Source organism: Bradyrhizobium sp. SZCCHNRI3043 (genome assembly GCF_032377735.1).
Classification (GTDB): domain Bacteria; phylum Pseudomonadota; class Alphaproteobacteria; order Rhizobiales; family Xanthobacteraceae; genus Bradyrhizobium.
Genome location: NZ_JAUHID010000014.1, coordinates 1 through 15,510 on the forward strand (window position 1 = coordinate 1; position 15,510 = coordinate 15,510).

13 protein-coding genes and 1 pseudogene are annotated in these 15,510 nt (G+C 63.7%); 2 read left to right on the forward strand and 12 right to left on the reverse strand.

Translation table 11 applies throughout. The annotated features are described in order from the left end of the window. The 7 genes and pseudogenes from QX124_RS23390 to eno all read right to left on the reverse strand — a co-directional run. Positions 1-182 (reverse strand): annotated as a pseudogene (locus QX124_RS23390) (septum formation initiator family protein); the annotation flags it as partial. A 65-nt stretch (positions 183-247) separates the two neighbouring features. Next, the gene (locus tag QX124_RS23395; RefSeq protein WP_315798401.1) at positions 248-1,039 is read right to left on the reverse strand and encodes an aldolase; all 792 of its coding nucleotides are present in this window, start codon (positions 1,037-1,039) and stop codon (positions 248-250) included. Positions 1,040-1,185: 146 nt separating this feature from the next. Continuing rightward, the gene (locus QX124_RS23400) at positions 1,186-1,743 is read right to left on the reverse strand and encodes an NADPH-dependent FMN reductase (protein ID WP_315798402.1); all 558 of its coding nucleotides are present in this window, start codon (positions 1,741-1,743) and stop codon (positions 1,186-1,188) included. Between the two features lie 148 nt (positions 1,744-1,891). Next, positions 1,892-3,061 carry a serine hydrolase gene (locus tag QX124_RS23405; RefSeq protein ID WP_315798403.1) on the reverse strand — a complete coding sequence of 390 codons (1,170 nt, stop codon included), beginning with the start codon at positions 3,059-3,061 and terminating at the stop codon, positions 1,892-1,894. 264 nt (positions 3,062-3,325) lie between these two features. After that, complete coding sequence (locus tag QX124_RS23410; RefSeq protein WP_315798404.1) at positions 3,326-4,333, reverse strand: MBL fold metallo-hydrolase; 1,008 nt, start codon at positions 4,331-4,333, stop codon at positions 3,326-3,328. Positions 4,334-4,452: 119 nt separating this feature from the next. Further along, positions 4,453-5,592 carry a zinc-binding dehydrogenase gene (locus tag QX124_RS23415; RefSeq protein ID WP_315798405.1) on the reverse strand — a complete coding sequence of 380 codons (1,140 nt, stop codon included), beginning with the start codon at positions 5,590-5,592 and terminating at the stop codon, positions 4,453-4,455. A 36-nt stretch (positions 5,593-5,628) separates the two neighbouring features. Next, the gene (gene eno, locus QX124_RS23420) at positions 5,629-6,912 is read right to left on the reverse strand and encodes a phosphopyruvate hydratase (protein WP_315798406.1); all 1,284 of its coding nucleotides are present in this window, start codon (positions 6,910-6,912) and stop codon (positions 5,629-5,631) included. A gap of 175 nt (positions 6,913-7,087) precedes the next feature. Here eno and queF point away from each other — a divergent pair, with 175 nt between their 5' ends. Together queF and QX124_RS23430 are read left to right on the forward strand one after the other, a co-directional pair. Continuing rightward, entirely contained in the window at positions 7,088-7,564 is a 477-nt protein-coding gene (gene queF, locus QX124_RS23425; protein ID WP_315711649.1) for a preQ(1) synthase, read from the forward strand. Between the two features lie 397 nt (positions 7,565-7,961). Further along, positions 7,962-9,650 (forward strand): DUF262 domain-containing protein, encoded by a 1,689-nt coding sequence (locus QX124_RS23430; RefSeq protein ID WP_315798407.1) that lies wholly within the window; start codon positions 7,962-7,964, stop codon positions 9,648-9,650. Between the two features lie 24 nt (positions 9,651-9,674). Here QX124_RS23430 and QX124_RS23435 read toward each other — a convergent pair whose 3' ends face one another. From QX124_RS23435 to QX124_RS23455, 5 genes are all read right to left on the reverse strand, one after another. Then, complete coding sequence (locus tag QX124_RS23435) at positions 9,675-9,935, reverse strand: hypothetical protein (protein ID WP_315798408.1); 261 nt, start codon at positions 9,933-9,935, stop codon at positions 9,675-9,677. Between the two features lie 1,112 nt (positions 9,936-11,047). Continuing rightward, a complete protein-coding gene (locus QX124_RS23440) occupies positions 11,048-12,259 on the reverse strand; it encodes an MFS transporter (RefSeq protein ID WP_315798409.1) in 1,212 nt (403 codons plus the stop codon). Then, the gene (kdsA, locus tag QX124_RS23445) at positions 12,259-13,125 is read right to left on the reverse strand and encodes a 3-deoxy-8-phosphooctulonate synthase (protein WP_315798410.1); all 867 of its coding nucleotides are present in this window, start codon (positions 13,123-13,125) and stop codon (positions 12,259-12,261) included. The genes QX124_RS23440 and kdsA overlap by 1 nt, the downstream gene beginning before the upstream one ends. Positions 13,126-13,254: 129 nt before the next feature. Further along, on the reverse strand, positions 13,255-13,581 hold the full coding sequence (locus QX124_RS23450; protein WP_315798411.1) for an NIPSNAP family protein: 327 nt from the start codon (positions 13,579-13,581) through the stop codon (positions 13,255-13,257). A gap of 195 nt (positions 13,582-13,776) precedes the next feature. Then, positions 13,777-15,408: a CTP synthase gene (locus QX124_RS23455; protein ID WP_315798412.1), complete on the reverse strand. Its 1,632-nt coding sequence runs from the start codon at positions 15,406-15,408 to the stop codon at positions 13,777-13,779. Positions 15,409-15,510 lie beyond the last annotated feature (102 nt).

The following is a 15,510-nucleotide window of genomic DNA, read 5'->3' on the forward strand; positions in this document are numbered from 1 at the left end:
TCCTGCTTCAACCGGGCGAGTTCGGAGGTGAGCGCAATGATCTCCTGGTCGAGCTCCTGGCGCGCGGTCAGGCCGTACCGCCCGGTATAGGCGTTGATGCCGAAATAGCCGATGATGGCCGCCGCCATCGTGTAGAGGGCTAGCCCGGTCAGGAAGGATTTGAGGCGCGCGCGGGAGACCATGGCCCGAGAATGCGGCGCCCCGGTTAAGGAAACGCTAACCCTGAGCCCGCCGTGCCGCTACGCGCTCAAGCCCGATAGGCGGGCTCCTCGGCGTCGAGCGTCCGCTTGATCGCTTCGAGATGCAGCCGCGCCGATTCCGCATCCCCCTCCCGCATCTGGCGATAGGCGGCCTCGGCGATGTCGGGCGCCACCGGCACCACCTTGCGCCCGGTCGACAGCGCCAGGCACTGAACCTGGCAGGCGCGCTCGAGATAATAGAGATCGTCCCAGGCTTCGGCGATGGTCGGCGCCAGGACCATGACGCCGTGATGCTTCATGAAGACGATGTCGGCATCACCGACAGCCCCGGCGATGCGGTCCCCCTCGCGCGCGTCGAGCGCCAGCCCGTTGTAGTTCGCGTCGACGGCGGTTCGTCCATAGAATTTCAGCGCCGTCTGCCCGGCGAAGATCAGCGGATCGCCTTCGGTCATCGAGAGCGCGGTGGCATACGGCATATGCGTATGGAACGCGACCTTGGCGCGCGGCAGCGCCTTGTGGATGCGGGCGTGGATGTAGAACGCGGTCGCCTCCGGGCGGCCGTCGCCGGCAATGACGTTGCCGTCGAAATCGCAAACCAACAGCTTCGAGGCCGTCAGCTCACGAAAGGCATAGCCGTAGGGATTGACGATGAAGAGGTCGTCATAGCCGGGCACCAGCGCCGAGAAGTGGTTGCAGATGCCCTCCTCGAGCCCGTGCCGCGCCGCCATCCGGAAACAGGCCGCAAGGTCGATCCGCGCCTGCCGGACGGCCTCCGAGTCGAGATCCGGCTGGTTCGGGCCGGGCCTCGACGACGACGCGGGTGTGAACGAATGGGCCATCGTGCTTCCTTGGCAATGCGCATCCTTGCGCAGGTCCGGCATTGCCTTGAAACGGATCGGGCAAGGCGCGTCAACGCCCTGCCCGGATCATACCCGTCATGCAGTTGGCGACCGCCGCACGGGCGGAGGCACGGCGACGACCCTGGTCAGCCGTTCTGCTTGGCCACGAAGGCGGCGAACGCCTCCAGATATTGCTGCAGCACCGTCTTGAGCGAGTCCTTGACCAACTCGCCCTGGGCGTCGAAGGCGTCGCCGACCCCATTCAGGTAGATTTCCGGCTGCCCCATGACCGGACCCGAGATGCCCGGCATGATGTTCTGCAGGTGCTTGGCCGCCGCGACGCCGCCGAGCGCACCCGGCGAGTTGGCGATGAGGCCGACCGGCTTGCCCAGGAACGAGCTCTGCCCATAGGGGCGCGAGGCGATGTCGATCGCATTCTTCAGCACGCCGGGAATCGAGCGGTTGTATTCGGGCGTCAAGATGAGCACGCCGTTCGAGGCCTTCAGCTTGTCGCGCAGGGCGAGCCAGTCGGCCGGCGGATTGGCTTCGAGATCCTGGTTGAAGAACGACAGGCCGTTGAGCGTGGTGACGTCGATCTTCAGGCTGACCGGCGCCAGCTTGACCAGGGCATTGGCGATCTTGAGCGTGAAGCTCTCCTTGCGGAGACTGCCGACGAGGGCGACGATCGAATAGGGTGCAGGCATGGGGAGATCCTTTGAGGAGCGGCATGTGAGGGGCACTTAAAGCGCTCCGGCAGGAACATGCAAGTGCATGAAACCGGATCCCGCGAAACACTGCGCTTCATCGCAAGAGGCGCTCGATGACCCCGCCCGCCTGCCGCTTCCCTCGGGCTCAACCCGTCTCGTTGAGGTGACGGGTGAATTCCGCCACCGCCTGATGCGTCAGCCAGATCGCCTGGCCATCGACCGGCTGCGCCCATGACGAGACCTTGGCGATCACGATGCCGTTGGACGTATCGACGAACAGGTTCTGGCCGTGAATGCCCATCGCGAACATGAGCTGCGGCTGATCGTTGATGACGTACCAGCCGCTGCGATAATGCATGTTGCGGCTGATGGCGGCAAAGCTGTCGCGCCACTGCCCGTCGCGCCACGCCTGGGCGTCGCCATTGTGCCTGATGTCGTCGAGCCAGGACGGCGGGATGATGGTGTGCGAGCCGCGCCGGCCGCCTGACAGCACGAGCTGGCCGAGCCGGGCGACGTCGCGCAAGGTGGCGCAGAACCCGCCGGTGCAGCGCGGCGCGCCCTTGCGGTCGAGCGTGATGAAGGCCTCGCCGCTGGCGCCCATCGGCTTCCACAACAGGGTGCTGACTAGGCTCGCGAAGCTGCGGCCGGTGGCCCGCTCGATCGCCCAGCCGAGCAGATCGGTGTTGGCGGAGACGTAGCTGAAGGTGCCGCCATGCGGAATCGCCTGCGCGCGCATCGTCTCATAGAATTCATGCAGGTTCGGCGTCGTGCGAGGTGCGACCGGCTCCCAGCCCGCGGCGTCGGCATAGGCCTGCAGGCCGGCGGCGTCGAAGATGATGCCGGCCCGCATGTCGAGGAGCTGGCGGATCGTGGCGCCGCGATAGGCCGTGGCTGCCACTTCCGGCACATAGCGCGTGACCTCGGCGTCGACGTCGAGCTCGCCGCGGCCGGCCAGGATGCCGGCCATCAGCCCGGTGATCGATTTGGTCGCGGACATCAGGATGTGCGGCGTGTCGCGGTCGGTGCCGCCGTCATAGTGCTCGAACACGATGCGGCCGTCGTGGAGGATCAGGAGCCCGTCCGTCGCCGTCGCTTTCAGGAAGCCGTCGAGGTCGAGCGTGCCGCCCTTCGGCAGCCGCAGGCTGAACTGATCGAAGGAGATCGGACTTGCCGGCAGCGGCCACGCGCTGCCGGGCGCGCTCTCGATGTCGGCGACCGGCAGGATCGACCGGATGTTGTGGAAGGCCCAGCGGCTGAACGGCGCGGAGCGCCAGTTGGAAAGATCGGCGCTGGAGGTTGAGAGATCGGTCGACATGCAAGGCCCTGCGGACATCCCGGGAGGTTCGACATAGGCGCTCGCGCGAGCCGCGGAAAGCCCGACATTTCGCATATGCAAAAACGAGCAGGCCGCCCGAAGGCGGCCCCCCTTCTCTCTCCTCCGTCATTGCGAGGAGCGAAGCGACGAAGCAATCCAGAGTCCCAACCGAGCCCTGGATTGCTTCGCGGAGCCTGTCATCGGGCAGCGCGTTCGCGCGGACCCGTTGGCTCGCAATGACGGCGACGAATTCGCGGTCCCCGCTCAGATCACCGGATTCCACGGCGCCGGAATCAGCCGGTACTTGGCGCCGTCCTTCTCGACATAGCCCACCGAGGGGAACGAGAAGTGGAAGCCGATCACTCGGGCCTTCTCGGCGGCGGCCATGTCGTAGAACCTGTGCCGCGTGGCCTGCGCCATCTCGGCATCGGTGTCGAACATCACGTGCCAGTCGGGGTTGCGCAGGAACAGCTCGGGAACGTTGGTGACGTCGGCCTGGATCAGGACCCTGGCATTGCCCGACGCGACCGCGAACGAGGTGTGGCCCGGCGTGTGACCGGGCGTGCCGAGCGCGGTGATGCCGGGCGCGACCTCCTTGTCCCACTCGTACTGAGTGACCTTGCTCTCGAGCCCGCCGAACACCTTCTTGAAGTTGGCGAAGTTGCCCTTCATCAAGTCGGTCTGCGCCTTGGCGGCATTCTCGTCGCTATTCCAGAACGCCCACTCCTTGGCCGGCACCTTCAGCTCGGCGTTCGGAAACGCCAGCGAGCCGTCGGCGAGCTTGAGGCCGTTGATGTGGTCGCCGTGCATGTGGGAGAGCACGACGACGTCGATGGACTTCGGATCGACGCCGGCCGCGGCGAGGTTCATCAGAGAGCGTCCGACCGCGCCCTTGCTGGCCTCGAAGGCGCCAGCGCCGTTGCCGGTGTCGATCAGGACCAGCTTGGAGCCGGTGTTGATCAACTGCGGATTGAAGGGGATCGTGATCATACCCTTCGGCATGTAGGCGCTTTCGGCAGCGGCGAGCGCGTCGTCCTTCGCCGTGTTGACGACGAACTTGTCGGGCATCGGAAAGGTGCGCGCGCCGTCATTGACGGAGGTGCATTCGTAGTCGCCGACCTTGTAGCGGTAGAAGCCGGGCGCCTGGGCGCCGGCGGGCGCAACCGCCGCGCGTGCCGGCGCGGCCAGCGGCGGCAGAGCGGTCGCAGCTCCGGCGAGGGCCGCACCGGCCAGAAATCGACGGCGATCCAGACGGCGATCCAATAGGGTCATGACAAATCTCTCCTCAGTGCTTCATGCGGCTGACACCGCCCCCAGACAAACGGGGCGGATTGTCTCCGCGTGCGGGCCAAACGCAAGCCCGTCAGCAACGTCCGGGGAGCGACGTTAGGTCACTTCTCTTTGCTGGGGTCGATGAGGAATTTTTCGCCGGTGGCCCGTTTGGCGTACACGGCGAGATTGGCCGGATCGAGCGCTTCGGGGAGTGATACGACCTTGGTGTAGTGGCTCGCGAAGGTCGTCTTCAGCTCGTCGACGACGCGCTGCCGCAACCGCTCGGTATCCGCCTTGCCGATCTTCATCAGGAACGGAAACAGCAGCCAGCCGCCGACGCTCCAGGTCATGCCGAAGCCGCGCGTGATCTCGGTCGGGCGCGTGTCCAGGCTGCCGTAGATGTAGACCTGCTTGTGCACGTTCGAGCCATAGCGGCTGTAGGGATGCTTGCCGGACTTGTTGATCGCGGCCTCCATCGCATTGAGGATCTGGCCGGCGAGCTTGCCGCCGCCGATCGCATCGAAGGCGATGGTGGCGCCGGTCTCGACCAGCGCCGCGATCAGGTCATCCATGAAGGTCGGCGCCGTCGAATCCACGATATATTTTGCGCCGATGCCGCGCAGCAGCTCGGCCTGTGCTGCACTGCGTACGATATTGACGAGCGCAATGCCGTCCTTGAGGCAGATCTTGTTGAGCATCTGCCCGAGATTGGAGGCCGCCGCGGTGTGCACCAGCGCGGTATGGCCCTCGCGCCGCATCGTCTCGGTCATGCCGAGCGAGGTCAGCGGATTGACGAAGCAGGAGGCGCCCTCGGCCGGCGTGGTGCCGGCCGGCAGCGGCAGGCATTCGGAGACCTTCAGGCAGCGATACTGGCTGTACATCGCGCCGCCGATGGCGGCGACGGTGCGGCCCATCAGCGCCTTGGCGGCGTCCGACGAGCCGGTCTTGACCACGACGCCAGCGCCCTCATTGCCGACGGCCAAGGACTCGTCGAGCCGGCCGGCCATCGCCCGCATCCCCGCCTCCGGCACCTTGGCGGTGATCACGGGGCGGTCCTTCGTGCCGGACGCCTGCAGGGTCGACAGATCGGCCGCGCCGACGAGGAGGCCCAGATCGGACGGGTTGATCGGCGCCGCCTCGATGCGCACCACGACCTCGTCCGGCCCCGGCTCGGGGGTCGGCACGTCGACCAGCGAGAGCTCGAGCTCGCCGCTGCGCTTGATCAGCGTCCGCAGTTGCAGGCCTGCCTCGACACCCATGCGCGCCTCCCCTGTTGGTTCTTCTTCAGCGCAGGCTCAGGCCAAGGCCTTCAGCGCCGCCCTGCCCGCATATTTGGCCTGCGCATCCAGCTCCTGCTCGATGCGCAGCAGCTGGTTGTACTTGGCGGTGCGGTCGGCTCGCGCCAGCGAGCCGGTCTTGATCTGCCCGCAATTGGTGGCGACCGCGAGATCGGCAATCGTGGAATCCTCGGTCTCGCCCGAGCGGTGCGACATCACGGCGGTGTAGCCGGCCTTGTAGGCCATCTCGACCGCGGCCAGCGTCTCGGTGAGCGTGCCGATCTGGTTGACCTTGATCAGGATCGAATTGGCGCGGCCGTTGCGGATGCCGTCGGCAAGGCGGTTGACGTTGGTGACGAACAGGTCGTCGCCGACGAGCTGACACTTGTGGCCGATCAGGTCGGTCAGCTCCTTCCAGCCGTCCATGTCGTCCTCGGACATGCCGTCCTCGATCGAGGCGATCGGATAGCGGGCGACCAGGTCTGCAAGATACTTGGCCTGCTCGGAGCGCGAGCGCGACTTGTTCTCGCCCTCGTAGACGTACTTGCCGTCCTTGAAGAACTCGGTCGCGGCGCAGTCGAGCGCCAGCATCACGTCCTCGCCGGCGGTGTAGCCGGCCTTGCCGATCGCGCTCATGACGAAGTCGAGCGCGGCGTCCGCCGACGGCAGGTTCGGCGCGAAGCCGCCCTCGTCGCCGACATTGGTGTTGTGACCGGCCTTCTTCAGCTCCGCCTTCAGCGTGTGGAAGATCTCCGAGCCGCAGCGCAGCGCCTCCGCGAAGCTCGGCGCACCCACCGGCATGATCATGAATTCCTGGAAATCGATCGGGTTGTCGGCGTGGACGCCGCCATTGACGATGTTCATCATCGGCACCGGCAAAGTGCGGGCCGAGGTGCCGCCGACATAGCGATACAGCGGCATGTCGTAGGAGATCGCCGCCGCCTTGGCGCAGGCGAGCGAGACGCCGAGAATGGCATTGGCGCCGATCCGGCTCTTGTTCTCGGTGCCGTCGAGCTCGATCAGGATCTGGTCGATCTGGACCTGGTCCTGCACCGACATGTCGCTCAAGGCCTCGTAGACCTCGTCGTTGATGGCCTCGACGGCCTTCAGCACGCCCTTGCCGAGATAGCGCCGCTTGTCGCCGTCGCGCAGCTCGACCGCCTCATGGGCGCCCGTGGAGGCGCCCGACGGCACGGCGGCGCGGCCGACCGAGCCGTCCTCCAGCACGACGTCGACCTCGACCGTGGGGTTGCCGCGGCTGTCCAGGATTTCGCGGCCGATGATGTCGACGATGGCGGTCATGGGGGTCCTCTCGCGGGCGTTTCTGGGTGGGCGTTGTTGCGCTGCTTCTACCGCAAGCCCGCGAGCGCGAAAAGGCCAAGTGGCGTTGAAATCAAGTCACGACCAAATCACGAAGCGGGTGACGGGGGCGCCCCGATTGGCTAAACGGGCGCCACTGCGGCAGGTGACACGACACATGGCGAAAAGACCCAACACATCCCCGACATCGGCCGGCCTTCAGCTGGGCCGAGAGGTGGCGGCGCCGGACAGCCCGGATGCAGCGACGCTCGACCGCGTTCCCAACCCGCAGAAGGACACCGATTATCTGGCCCGCTTCACGGTGCCGGAATTCACGTCGCTATGCCCGGTGACGGGCCAACCCGACTTCGCCCATCTCGTGATCGACTATGCCCCCGGCCCGTGGCTGGTCGAATCCAAGTCGCTCAAGCTCTACCTCGCGAGCTTCCGCAACCACGGCGCCTTCCACGAGGACTGCACGGTCGCCATCGGCAAGCGCCTGGCCGCCGAGATCAAGCCGAAATGGCTGCGCATCGGCGGCTACTGGTACCCCCGCGGCGGCATCCCGATCGACGTGTTCTGGCAGACCGGCAAGCTCCCGAAGGGGCTGTGGGTGCCCGACCAGGGCGTGGCGCCGTATCGCGGGCGGGGATAACAACGGGGCGAAAGCTCCGACAAAGTCTTGGTCCTTGTTGACGTGAACCGGTAGGCCACCGCTGTCATCGTCCGCGAAGGCGGACGATCCAGTATGCCGTGACGTTCGGGTTCGACATCTACTGCCGCGGAACGCTGGCTGCTCTGCCTTCGCGGAGCATGACAGCATTGCGGACGGTGAGAGTTCGCCCCACCACCGACCGTCGATTTCAGGAAAACCTCGTCTCGCTCGCTGGCGAGAGACCTAGTGCCATCCCGCATCATTCATCGACCGGGTAACCGTGACTGTCATAGCTTATGGAAGCTCGGCCAGTAGCGGGACCTATGTGCGCACATCGGATAATTGAGCCGAGAGAGCAAACAACCTATGATAGGATTTGTCTAAGATGGGGGCTCGAATGAAGGTTACGCCGGTCTCAAAAACACTTGCTGACGTCTTGCGGGGCAATTTTCTGCGCATTCCTCGCTTTCAGCGCCCTTACGATTGGGATCGCGACAACCTCACAGAGTTTTGGATGGACCTTAAGGATCGAAGCGAACCGGAGTATTTCATGGGTTCGCTCGTTGTCTTTGGCGATCAAAAAGAGAAAAATCTCCTATCCCTTGTTGATGGGCAACAGCGGATTACGACCGTGACCATCATGCTCTCGATCATTAGGGACGCGCTAGAGAAATACGGTGAAAACGGACCTGCTGCGGCTATCCACGATTTGATTGAGACCCGCGATCTCGACAATAAGAGCCGCTTTGTATTGGAGCATGATCCTGCCGACCGGTTTATGCAGCAGGCAATACAAACACGTCCTGTCGATCGAAAGGTCAAGCCAGAGGGGACGCAACAAGAGAATCTCTCCGCCGCGTATCGTTATCTGAGCTCAGTTCTCGACAAACATTTGGCCGAAGATTTGGCTGACAGAAAGCCGAAGGTAGTCGAGTATTTGAAGCATTTGCGAGACTGTCTCTTGCAGATGCACTTCATTTCAATCGAGCTCGACAATGAAGATGACGCATATCTCATTTTCGAGACGTTGAACACGAGAGGCAAAGATCTCCGAGCGTCAGACCTGCTGAAAAACCATTTCATGCGACTTCTACCGGCGCGAACGAAGGGGTTCGACACCGCCAAAACTTTATGGGCGGAAACGATGGAGAAGCTCAACAGCGTCACGGTCTCAATTGATCCGGATTCCTTTCTTTTACACTATTGGCTCTCGACTCAATTTTCAGTGTCGAAGGCAAACCTCTTCATCGAATACAAGAAGCACGTGAAGAAGGCGAACGCTCGGCGATCGCTCGAACACATCCATGAGTCAGCATCGACTTACGTAAGATGTATGGCACCCATGGAAGCAAAGTTCAGCAAAGAAGAAAAACCGCTCCAAGCGTCGATGAATGCGATACGCATCTTCGGCGTGGCCCAGGCGGCCCCCCTGATGCTTGCCATCATGAATCGATATGAAGGGAACATCATTTCCCTCAAATCCACAAAGGGTGCCTTCCTGCTCATAGAGAAATTTACTTTCCAGTTTAATGCCTTGACGCAATCGCGCGGCGGCGGTGGGGTGTCGAATATGTATGCGAAATTGGCGCAGCGGACGATGCAAAGCGATACCGCGCAGGCATTTGCAAGTGTGGTATCAGAGATGCGCGAAAAGTTCGTAGAACGCGTTCCCGACGAAGATCAGTTCGCTGTTCCATTCTCGCGAATAACGTTTCGTTCTAACTACACTCGCGAAAGAAATTTGGTGCGATATGTACTTTCAAAGATCGCACGTCATTACGGAATGCCAGACGAGCTCGATGCTTCGCTGATGACTATCGAGCACATACTCCCTCAATCAAAAGGAGACGAGTCGGGCGACCATAAGGACGTCGGAGCGATAGGCAATTTGACCTTTATGGTGGAGAAGTTGAACGGGAAGTTGGACGATAAGAGCTTCAAGGAAAAAAAGCGGTTCTATACAAGTGCGAATAACGTTTATCTCGATGAAGTTCTGCAAGGGGCCAGCGATTGGGATGCTGACATGATTGCTAAGCGAGGAATGCATCTTGCTAAGGTTGGATACGAAAAGATCTGGAAGATATGAGACCTGGCGGCGGCGGATTCCAATCTAATCAATTGTCGAGGATTTTCGCGCAATCACGGCGACGGAGGCCACGCTTGGCTGCGCGACTTCCTCTATAAAGAGGCTGCCGCCACTTTGGTCTGAACCGCTTGGCGAAAAATAGAAAAGTCTCTGCTCTCGGTGAGGCAAAAGGAACGCAGCTCGGGCATCATTCTCTCGTAGAGCAGAACCAGAAAAGCGCCCCTTCTTTCCTGCCGAGAATGACAGGAGCCTCTTGGCGGCTTGGTTGGCGATCAGCTTCATCATCCTGATTGTCACTTTCACGAAGTAGCGGAGCAAGCGATCGTGGGTTGAGCTCTCACCCTCTCCAGCGTTGTCATGCTCCGCGAAGGCGGAGCATCCAGTACGCCGCGGCAGATGATGGAGAGCCAAAACGTCATGGCGTACTGGATCGTCCGCCTTCGCGGACGATGACAGCACGGGGCAAAATAACCGCAACGAACACGACACTGACAGACTGCAGAGTCGCCCGTCGGGCGCACGTCCTCCAAACGGTTGGCTTTCCCCGTCTTGTTCGACTGTTTAACGCACGCGCGCAGAAGCTGATTTCGTTAGCGTGTTCAAGCTGATCACCCCTGTCCAGTCCTTCCGCGAAAAAAATCCACTTTCGCTTTATCGGAATTCATGGTTGACTGTCGCCGTCCCGTCTCGATCAGAGGGGCGCTTCGCGGTCGTCACGGACGTTGAGGCGGGATGCGGTGGGCGTGTCGGGTCGCAGCGTGATCACTCATGCGGACGAACGATGCTGATGCGCCGGCGAAGTCGTATGGTCCTGGCCTCCCGACGCTGAGGTCACGCTGGCGGTGATGATCCGTCGGTCACGGGGGCAAGACAGCCCGGTCCCCGGGGAGAGTACGTATAAGCCGCCCAACCATCGCGCGGGGAATGCCGGGATGACTCGGCTGAACCTGTGGTTCCTGCCGCCTGCATTCTTTTCCGCAGGCGGGCCATGGGGGCGGCCAGCTCCCGGCATTCCCCGTGCCCTCTCCTCGAAGAGGGCATGTTCAAATGGCAAAGCTCGGACGCAACTGCGCCGCGAGGCAGCTGCGGTGCGTCCCACGAAAACGTGCCAAACCTACATGTCTCAGCCGCGCAGGTTCAGCATCGAGAGTAAGAAAGGGCTTCCCCGCTCTTGCCCAGGGCTATCGCATTTGACGATAGGCATTTTGCGCTCGGGTGTCTCCACGTCGTCATGGCCGGGCTTGTCCCGGCCATCCACGTCGTTCAGCACGCTGAGAAGGACGTGGATGCCCGGGACAAGCCCGGGCATGACGGAGCAACAAATCAGCAGGCATTCCTGCAGCGATGTCCCCATGTCTTCGAATGCAATAGCCCTGCGCTCGCGCCGGATATGGCCATCAGGGCTTTGCCGCATCCGCCGGTGGCCGCTGCCGCAACAGCGTGGCGCAGGCGAAGCCGAGGGCGACCATCAGCGCCACGGCGATCAGCAGCGTCGGCTGCTTGCCGCCATGGACCAGGCCGAAGCCATAGGCGATCGGCCCCACCGTCTGTCCCATGAAGAAGAAGAACGAGTGCAGCGACATCGCGGTCGCCCGCGCCCCGATCGACAGCTCGCTGGCGAACACCTGCAGGCAGCCGTGGATCATGTAGAAGCCCCAGCCCATCAGCAGCATGCAGCCGAATTGCAGCTTCCAGCCCGGGCCGAAGGCGAGCGCGGCGAGTTGCAGGGCGACCAGGCTCGCGCCGACGATCATCATGCCCTTGACGCCGAGCCGCGGCAGGAAGTTCGACACTGTAAACGTGTAGAACAGGCCGCCGACCGCGAAGCCTGCGATGACGATGCCCGCAATCGACAGCGAGGTCTCGCCGAGATCGAACAGGAACGAGGCGATGAACGGAAACAGCCCGAACACGCAGCAGCCTTCGACGAACACCGCCGAGAAGCAGAAGCGCGAATTGGGGTTGGTGAAGATGGTGCGGTAGCCCTTCCTCAGCGCGGCGAGATCGGTGGTCGGCGCATGCGTGACCTTGGCACCGCGAAAGCCTGCCGCCACCGCGAAGGAGGCGATCAGCCCGAGCGCGCCGAGGATTGCGAGCACGCCGCGCCAGCCGATGAAATCGCCGATGATGCCCGATGCCGTGGCGCCGAGCAGGTTGCCGGCCATCGAACCCGCGAGCGTGCGGCCGATCGCAACCTGCCGCTTGTCGGGCGCGACGAGATCGCTGGTCAGCCCGAGCGCCACCGGAAACACGCCGCCGGAGGCGATGCCGGCAAGAATGCGCGAGGCGAACAGCAGCGGAAACGAGGTGGCGAGCGCACCGAGGATGCTGGCGACGCCGAGCAGCGCCAGACACAGCGTCATCAGCCGCGCCTTGCCGAACAGGTCGGCGGCCGCGCCGATCGCCGGCTGGATCAGGGCGTAGATCAAGGCATAGCCCGCGGCGATTCCGGCCGCGGTGGTGATGCTGATTGCGAAATCCTCGGCGACATGCGGCAGCACCGGGTCGAGCGCCCGCGTCGACAGCGCCGCCGAGAAGCCCGCCAGCGCGATGATGTTGACGGCGGGAGGAAAGCGCTGCTCGGAGGGCCGGGCCACGGGCTGGTGCATCAGCGCGCGAGGCCGGTCGTCGCCTGCCCCTTTGCGAGCTGGTCGAACGCCATCAGCGTTCGCAGCAGACCCTCGAACTGCGCGAGCGGGACCATGTTCGGCCCGTCGGAGGGCGCATGATCGGGATCCGGATGCGTCTCGATGAAGACGCCGGCCACGCCGACCGCCACCGCCGCCCGCGCCAGCACCGGCACGAATTCGCGCTCGCCGCCCGACGAGGTGCCCTTCCCGCCCGGCTGCTGCACCGAATGCGTAGCATCGAAGATGACAGGCGCGCCGGTCGTGCGCGCCATGATCGGCAGCGCGCGCATGTCCGAGACCAGCGTGTTGTAGCCGAACGAGACTCCGCGCTCGGTGACCAGCACGTTGCGATTGCCGGAGCCCGTGATCTTGGCGACGACATTGGCCATGTCCCAGGGCGCCAGGAACTGGCCCTTCTTGACGTTCACGACGCGGCCGGTCGCGGCGGCCGCGAGCAGCAGATCGGTCTGCCGGCACAGGAACGCCGGAATCTGCAGCACGTCGACGGCCTGCGCCACCTCGGCACACTGGCCGGCGTCGTGCACGTCGGTCAGCACCGGCAGGCCGAGCGAAGAGCGGATCTCGGCGAAGATCGGCAGCGACTGCGCCAGGCCGAGCCCGCGCGCGGCGGAAGCCGAGGTGCGGTTGGCCTTGTCGAACGAGGTCTTGTAGACGAGGCCGATGTTCAGCCGCGTCGCGATCTCCTTCAGCGCCGAGGCGACCTCGAGCGCGTGCGCCCGGCTCTCGAGCTGGCACGGACCGGCGATCACCGCGAGCGGCAGCTGATTGCCAAACTTGACGGAGCCGAGGCTGACGACCGGAGCGGCAGAGATCGAAGCGTTCACGACATCATCCTCTTGTGGGCGCGCGACCATGGCCCAGCGCTGGCTGCCGGATCAACCCGGCGCGTGCCCGCGAATAGCAGGGTTGCGGGGATGAGGCCATCCGCGCATCCCGGCTCCCGTGCAAGGGCCCTATTTCAACGCCGAGAACGCCGTCGGCACCAGGAACTGGCTGGTGATGTTGGCGACGATCTGGCCGTCCTCCTCGCTCTTGGCGCGCGCCGCGATCCAGTCGGGATCGGTCATGAACTTGGTCCACTTGGTCTCGCGATCGGCGAGCGATGCCCAGGCCAGGAAATAGGTCAGGTCCTGGTTGGATTCGCCGATCAGGGTCGTGAAGAAGCCGACCGGCCGGATGCCGTGCTTCTCCCACAGCTTCAGCGTCGTGGCCTCGAAGCGCTTCAGCAGCGCCGGCAGCCGGCCTGGAATGCAGCGATAGATGCGGCTCTCGTAGATCATTGGATATCCTCCCTGAGAACGTTATCGAAATTCAGAGAGGGTTGTCGCAACAATCGCCGCGGCCGTCAAAGGCCGCGTTGCACGCCTCGACCGTCATTGCGAGGAGCGTCAGCGACGAAGCAATCCAGAGTCCCGCCCGCGACTCTGGATTGCTTCGCTCCGCTCGCAATGACGGCACTTGGCGACAAAGGCCTGCTACACAAGCCGGCTCTGCACCATCGCCGCCTGGATGAAGGACGCAAACAGCGGATGCGGCTCGAATGGCCGCGATTTCAGCTCGGGGTGGAACTGGACGCCGATGAACCAGGGATGGTCCTCATATTCCACGATCTCCGGCAGCACGCCGTCCGGCGACAGGCCGGAGAACTTCAGACCGTGCTGCTCGAGCCGGTCCTTGTAGGCGGTGTTGACCTCGTAGCGGTGGCGATGGCGCTCGGAGATCTCGGTGGCACCGCCATAGACCTCGGAGACGCGGCTGCCGCGCTTGAGCGCCGCAGGATAGGCGCCGAGCCGCATCGTGCCGCCGAGATCGCCGCTCTTGGAGCGCTTCTCCAGCTCGTTGCCGCGCAGCCATTCCGTCATCAGGCCGACGAGCGGCTCCGGCGTCGGACCGAACTCGGTCGAGTTGGCCTCGGTGATGCCGACGAGATTGCGCGCCGCCTCGATCACCGCCATCTGCATGCCGAAGCAGATGCCGAAATACGGCACGTCGCGCTCCCGCGCGAACCGCGCCGCGCGGATCTTGCCCTCGGCGCCGCGCTGGCCGAAGCCGCCGGGCACCAGGATGCCGTTGACGTGCTCGAGGAACGGCGCGGGGTCCTCGTTCTCGAACACCTCGCTCTCGATCCAGTCGAGCTTGACGCGCACCTTGTTGGCGATGCCGCCATGCGACAGCGCCTCGATCAGCGACTTGTAGGCGTCCTTCATGCCCGTGTACTTGCCGACGATCGCGATCGTCACGTCGCCTTCCGGATTGCGGACGCGCTCGTTGATCGTATGCCAGCTCGTGAGCGCCGGCGGCATCCGCGGCTCGATGCCGAACGCGGCCAGCACCTCGTCGTCGAGCCCGGCGGCATGATAGGCCTCCGGCACGGCATAGATGTTGTCGACGTCGCGCGCCTCGATCACGGCGCTTTCACGCACGTTGCAGAACAGGCCGAGCTTGCGCCGTTCCTCCTTCGGGATCGGGCGGTCGGTGCGGCACAGCAGGATGTCCGGCTGGATGCCGATCGAGCGCAGCTCCTTGACCGAATGCTGCGTCGGCTTGGTCTTCAACTCGCCGGCGCTCGGAATGTAAGGCAGCAGCGTGAGATGGATATAGATCGCGTGATGGCGCGGCAGCTCGTTGCCGAGCTGCCGGATCGCCTCGAAGAACGGCAGGCCCTCGATGTCGCCGACGGTGCCGCCGATCTCGACCAGCACGAAATCGTACTCGTCATTCCCGGACAGGACGAAATCCTTGATCGCATTCGTCACGTGCGGGACGACCTGGATGGTCGCGCCGAGATAGTCGCCGCGCCGCTCCTTGGTCAGGATGTCCTGATAGATCCGGCCCGTGGTGATGTTGTCGGCCTTGGTCGCCGGCCGGCCGGTAAAGCGTTCGTAATGACCGAGATCGAGATCGGTCTCGGCACCGTCATCGGTCACGAACACTTCGCCGTGCTGATACGGCGACATCGTGCCGGGATCGAGGTTGAGATAGGGGTCGAGCTTGCGAAGCCGGACCTTGTAGCCGCGGGCCTGCAGCAGCGCGCCTAACGCGGCTGAAGCCAGACCCTTTCCGAGCGAGGAAACCACGCCGCCGGTGATGAAGATGTACCGCGCCATGGGACCCTACCTTTAATGCCGCGCGCTCGATTCGCCAAAACGAATCGCTTGCAGCCCGCAACGCTGTCGCGGGCCTGTGGGTTACTTCAAAATATTAATGGT

What these genes read in the sequence shown, in the direction of transcription:
- QX124_RS23395 (WP_315798401.1), bottom strand. Translation starts at nt 1,039, where the DNA reads ATGGCCCATTCGTTCACACCCGCGTCGTCGTCGAGGCCCGGCCCGAAC.
- QX124_RS23400 (WP_315798402.1), bottom strand. Translation starts at nt 1,743, where the DNA reads ATGCCTGCACCCTATTCGATCGTCGCCCTCGTCGGCAGTCTCCGCAAG.
- QX124_RS23405 (WP_315798403.1), bottom strand. Translation starts at nt 3,061, where the DNA reads ATGTCGACCGATCTCTCAACCTCCAGCGCCGATCTTTCCAACTGGCGC.
- QX124_RS23410 (WP_315798404.1), bottom strand. Translation starts at nt 4,333, where the DNA reads ATGACCCTATTGGATCGCCGTCTGGATCGCCGTCGATTTCTGGCCGGT.
- QX124_RS23415 (WP_315798405.1), bottom strand. Translation starts at nt 5,592, where the DNA reads ATGGGTGTCGAGGCAGGCCTGCAACTGCGGACGCTGATCAAGCGCAGC.
- eno (WP_315798406.1), bottom strand. Translation starts at nt 6,912, where the DNA reads ATGACCGCCATCGTCGACATCATCGGCCGCGAAATCCTGGACAGCCGC.
- queF (WP_315711649.1), top strand. Translation starts at nt 7,088, where the DNA reads ATGGCGAAAAGACCCAACACATCCCCGACATCGGCCGGCCTTCAGCTG.
- QX124_RS23430 (WP_315798407.1), top strand. Translation starts at nt 7,962, where the DNA reads ATGAAGGTTACGCCGGTCTCAAAAACACTTGCTGACGTCTTGCGGGGC.
- QX124_RS23435 (WP_315798408.1), bottom strand. Translation starts at nt 9,935, where the DNA reads ATGATGAAGCTGATCGCCAACCAAGCCGCCAAGAGGCTCCTGTCATTC.
- QX124_RS23440 (WP_315798409.1), bottom strand. Translation starts at nt 12,259, where the DNA reads ATGCACCAGCCCGTGGCCCGGCCCTCCGAGCAGCGCTTTCCTCCCGCC.
- QX124_RS23450 (WP_315798411.1), bottom strand. Translation starts at nt 13,581, where the DNA reads ATGATCTACGAGAGCCGCATCTATCGCTGCATTCCAGGCCGGCTGCCG.
- QX124_RS23455 (WP_315798412.1), bottom strand. Translation starts at nt 15,408, where the DNA reads ATGGCGCGGTACATCTTCATCACCGGCGGCGTGGTTTCCTCGCTCGGA.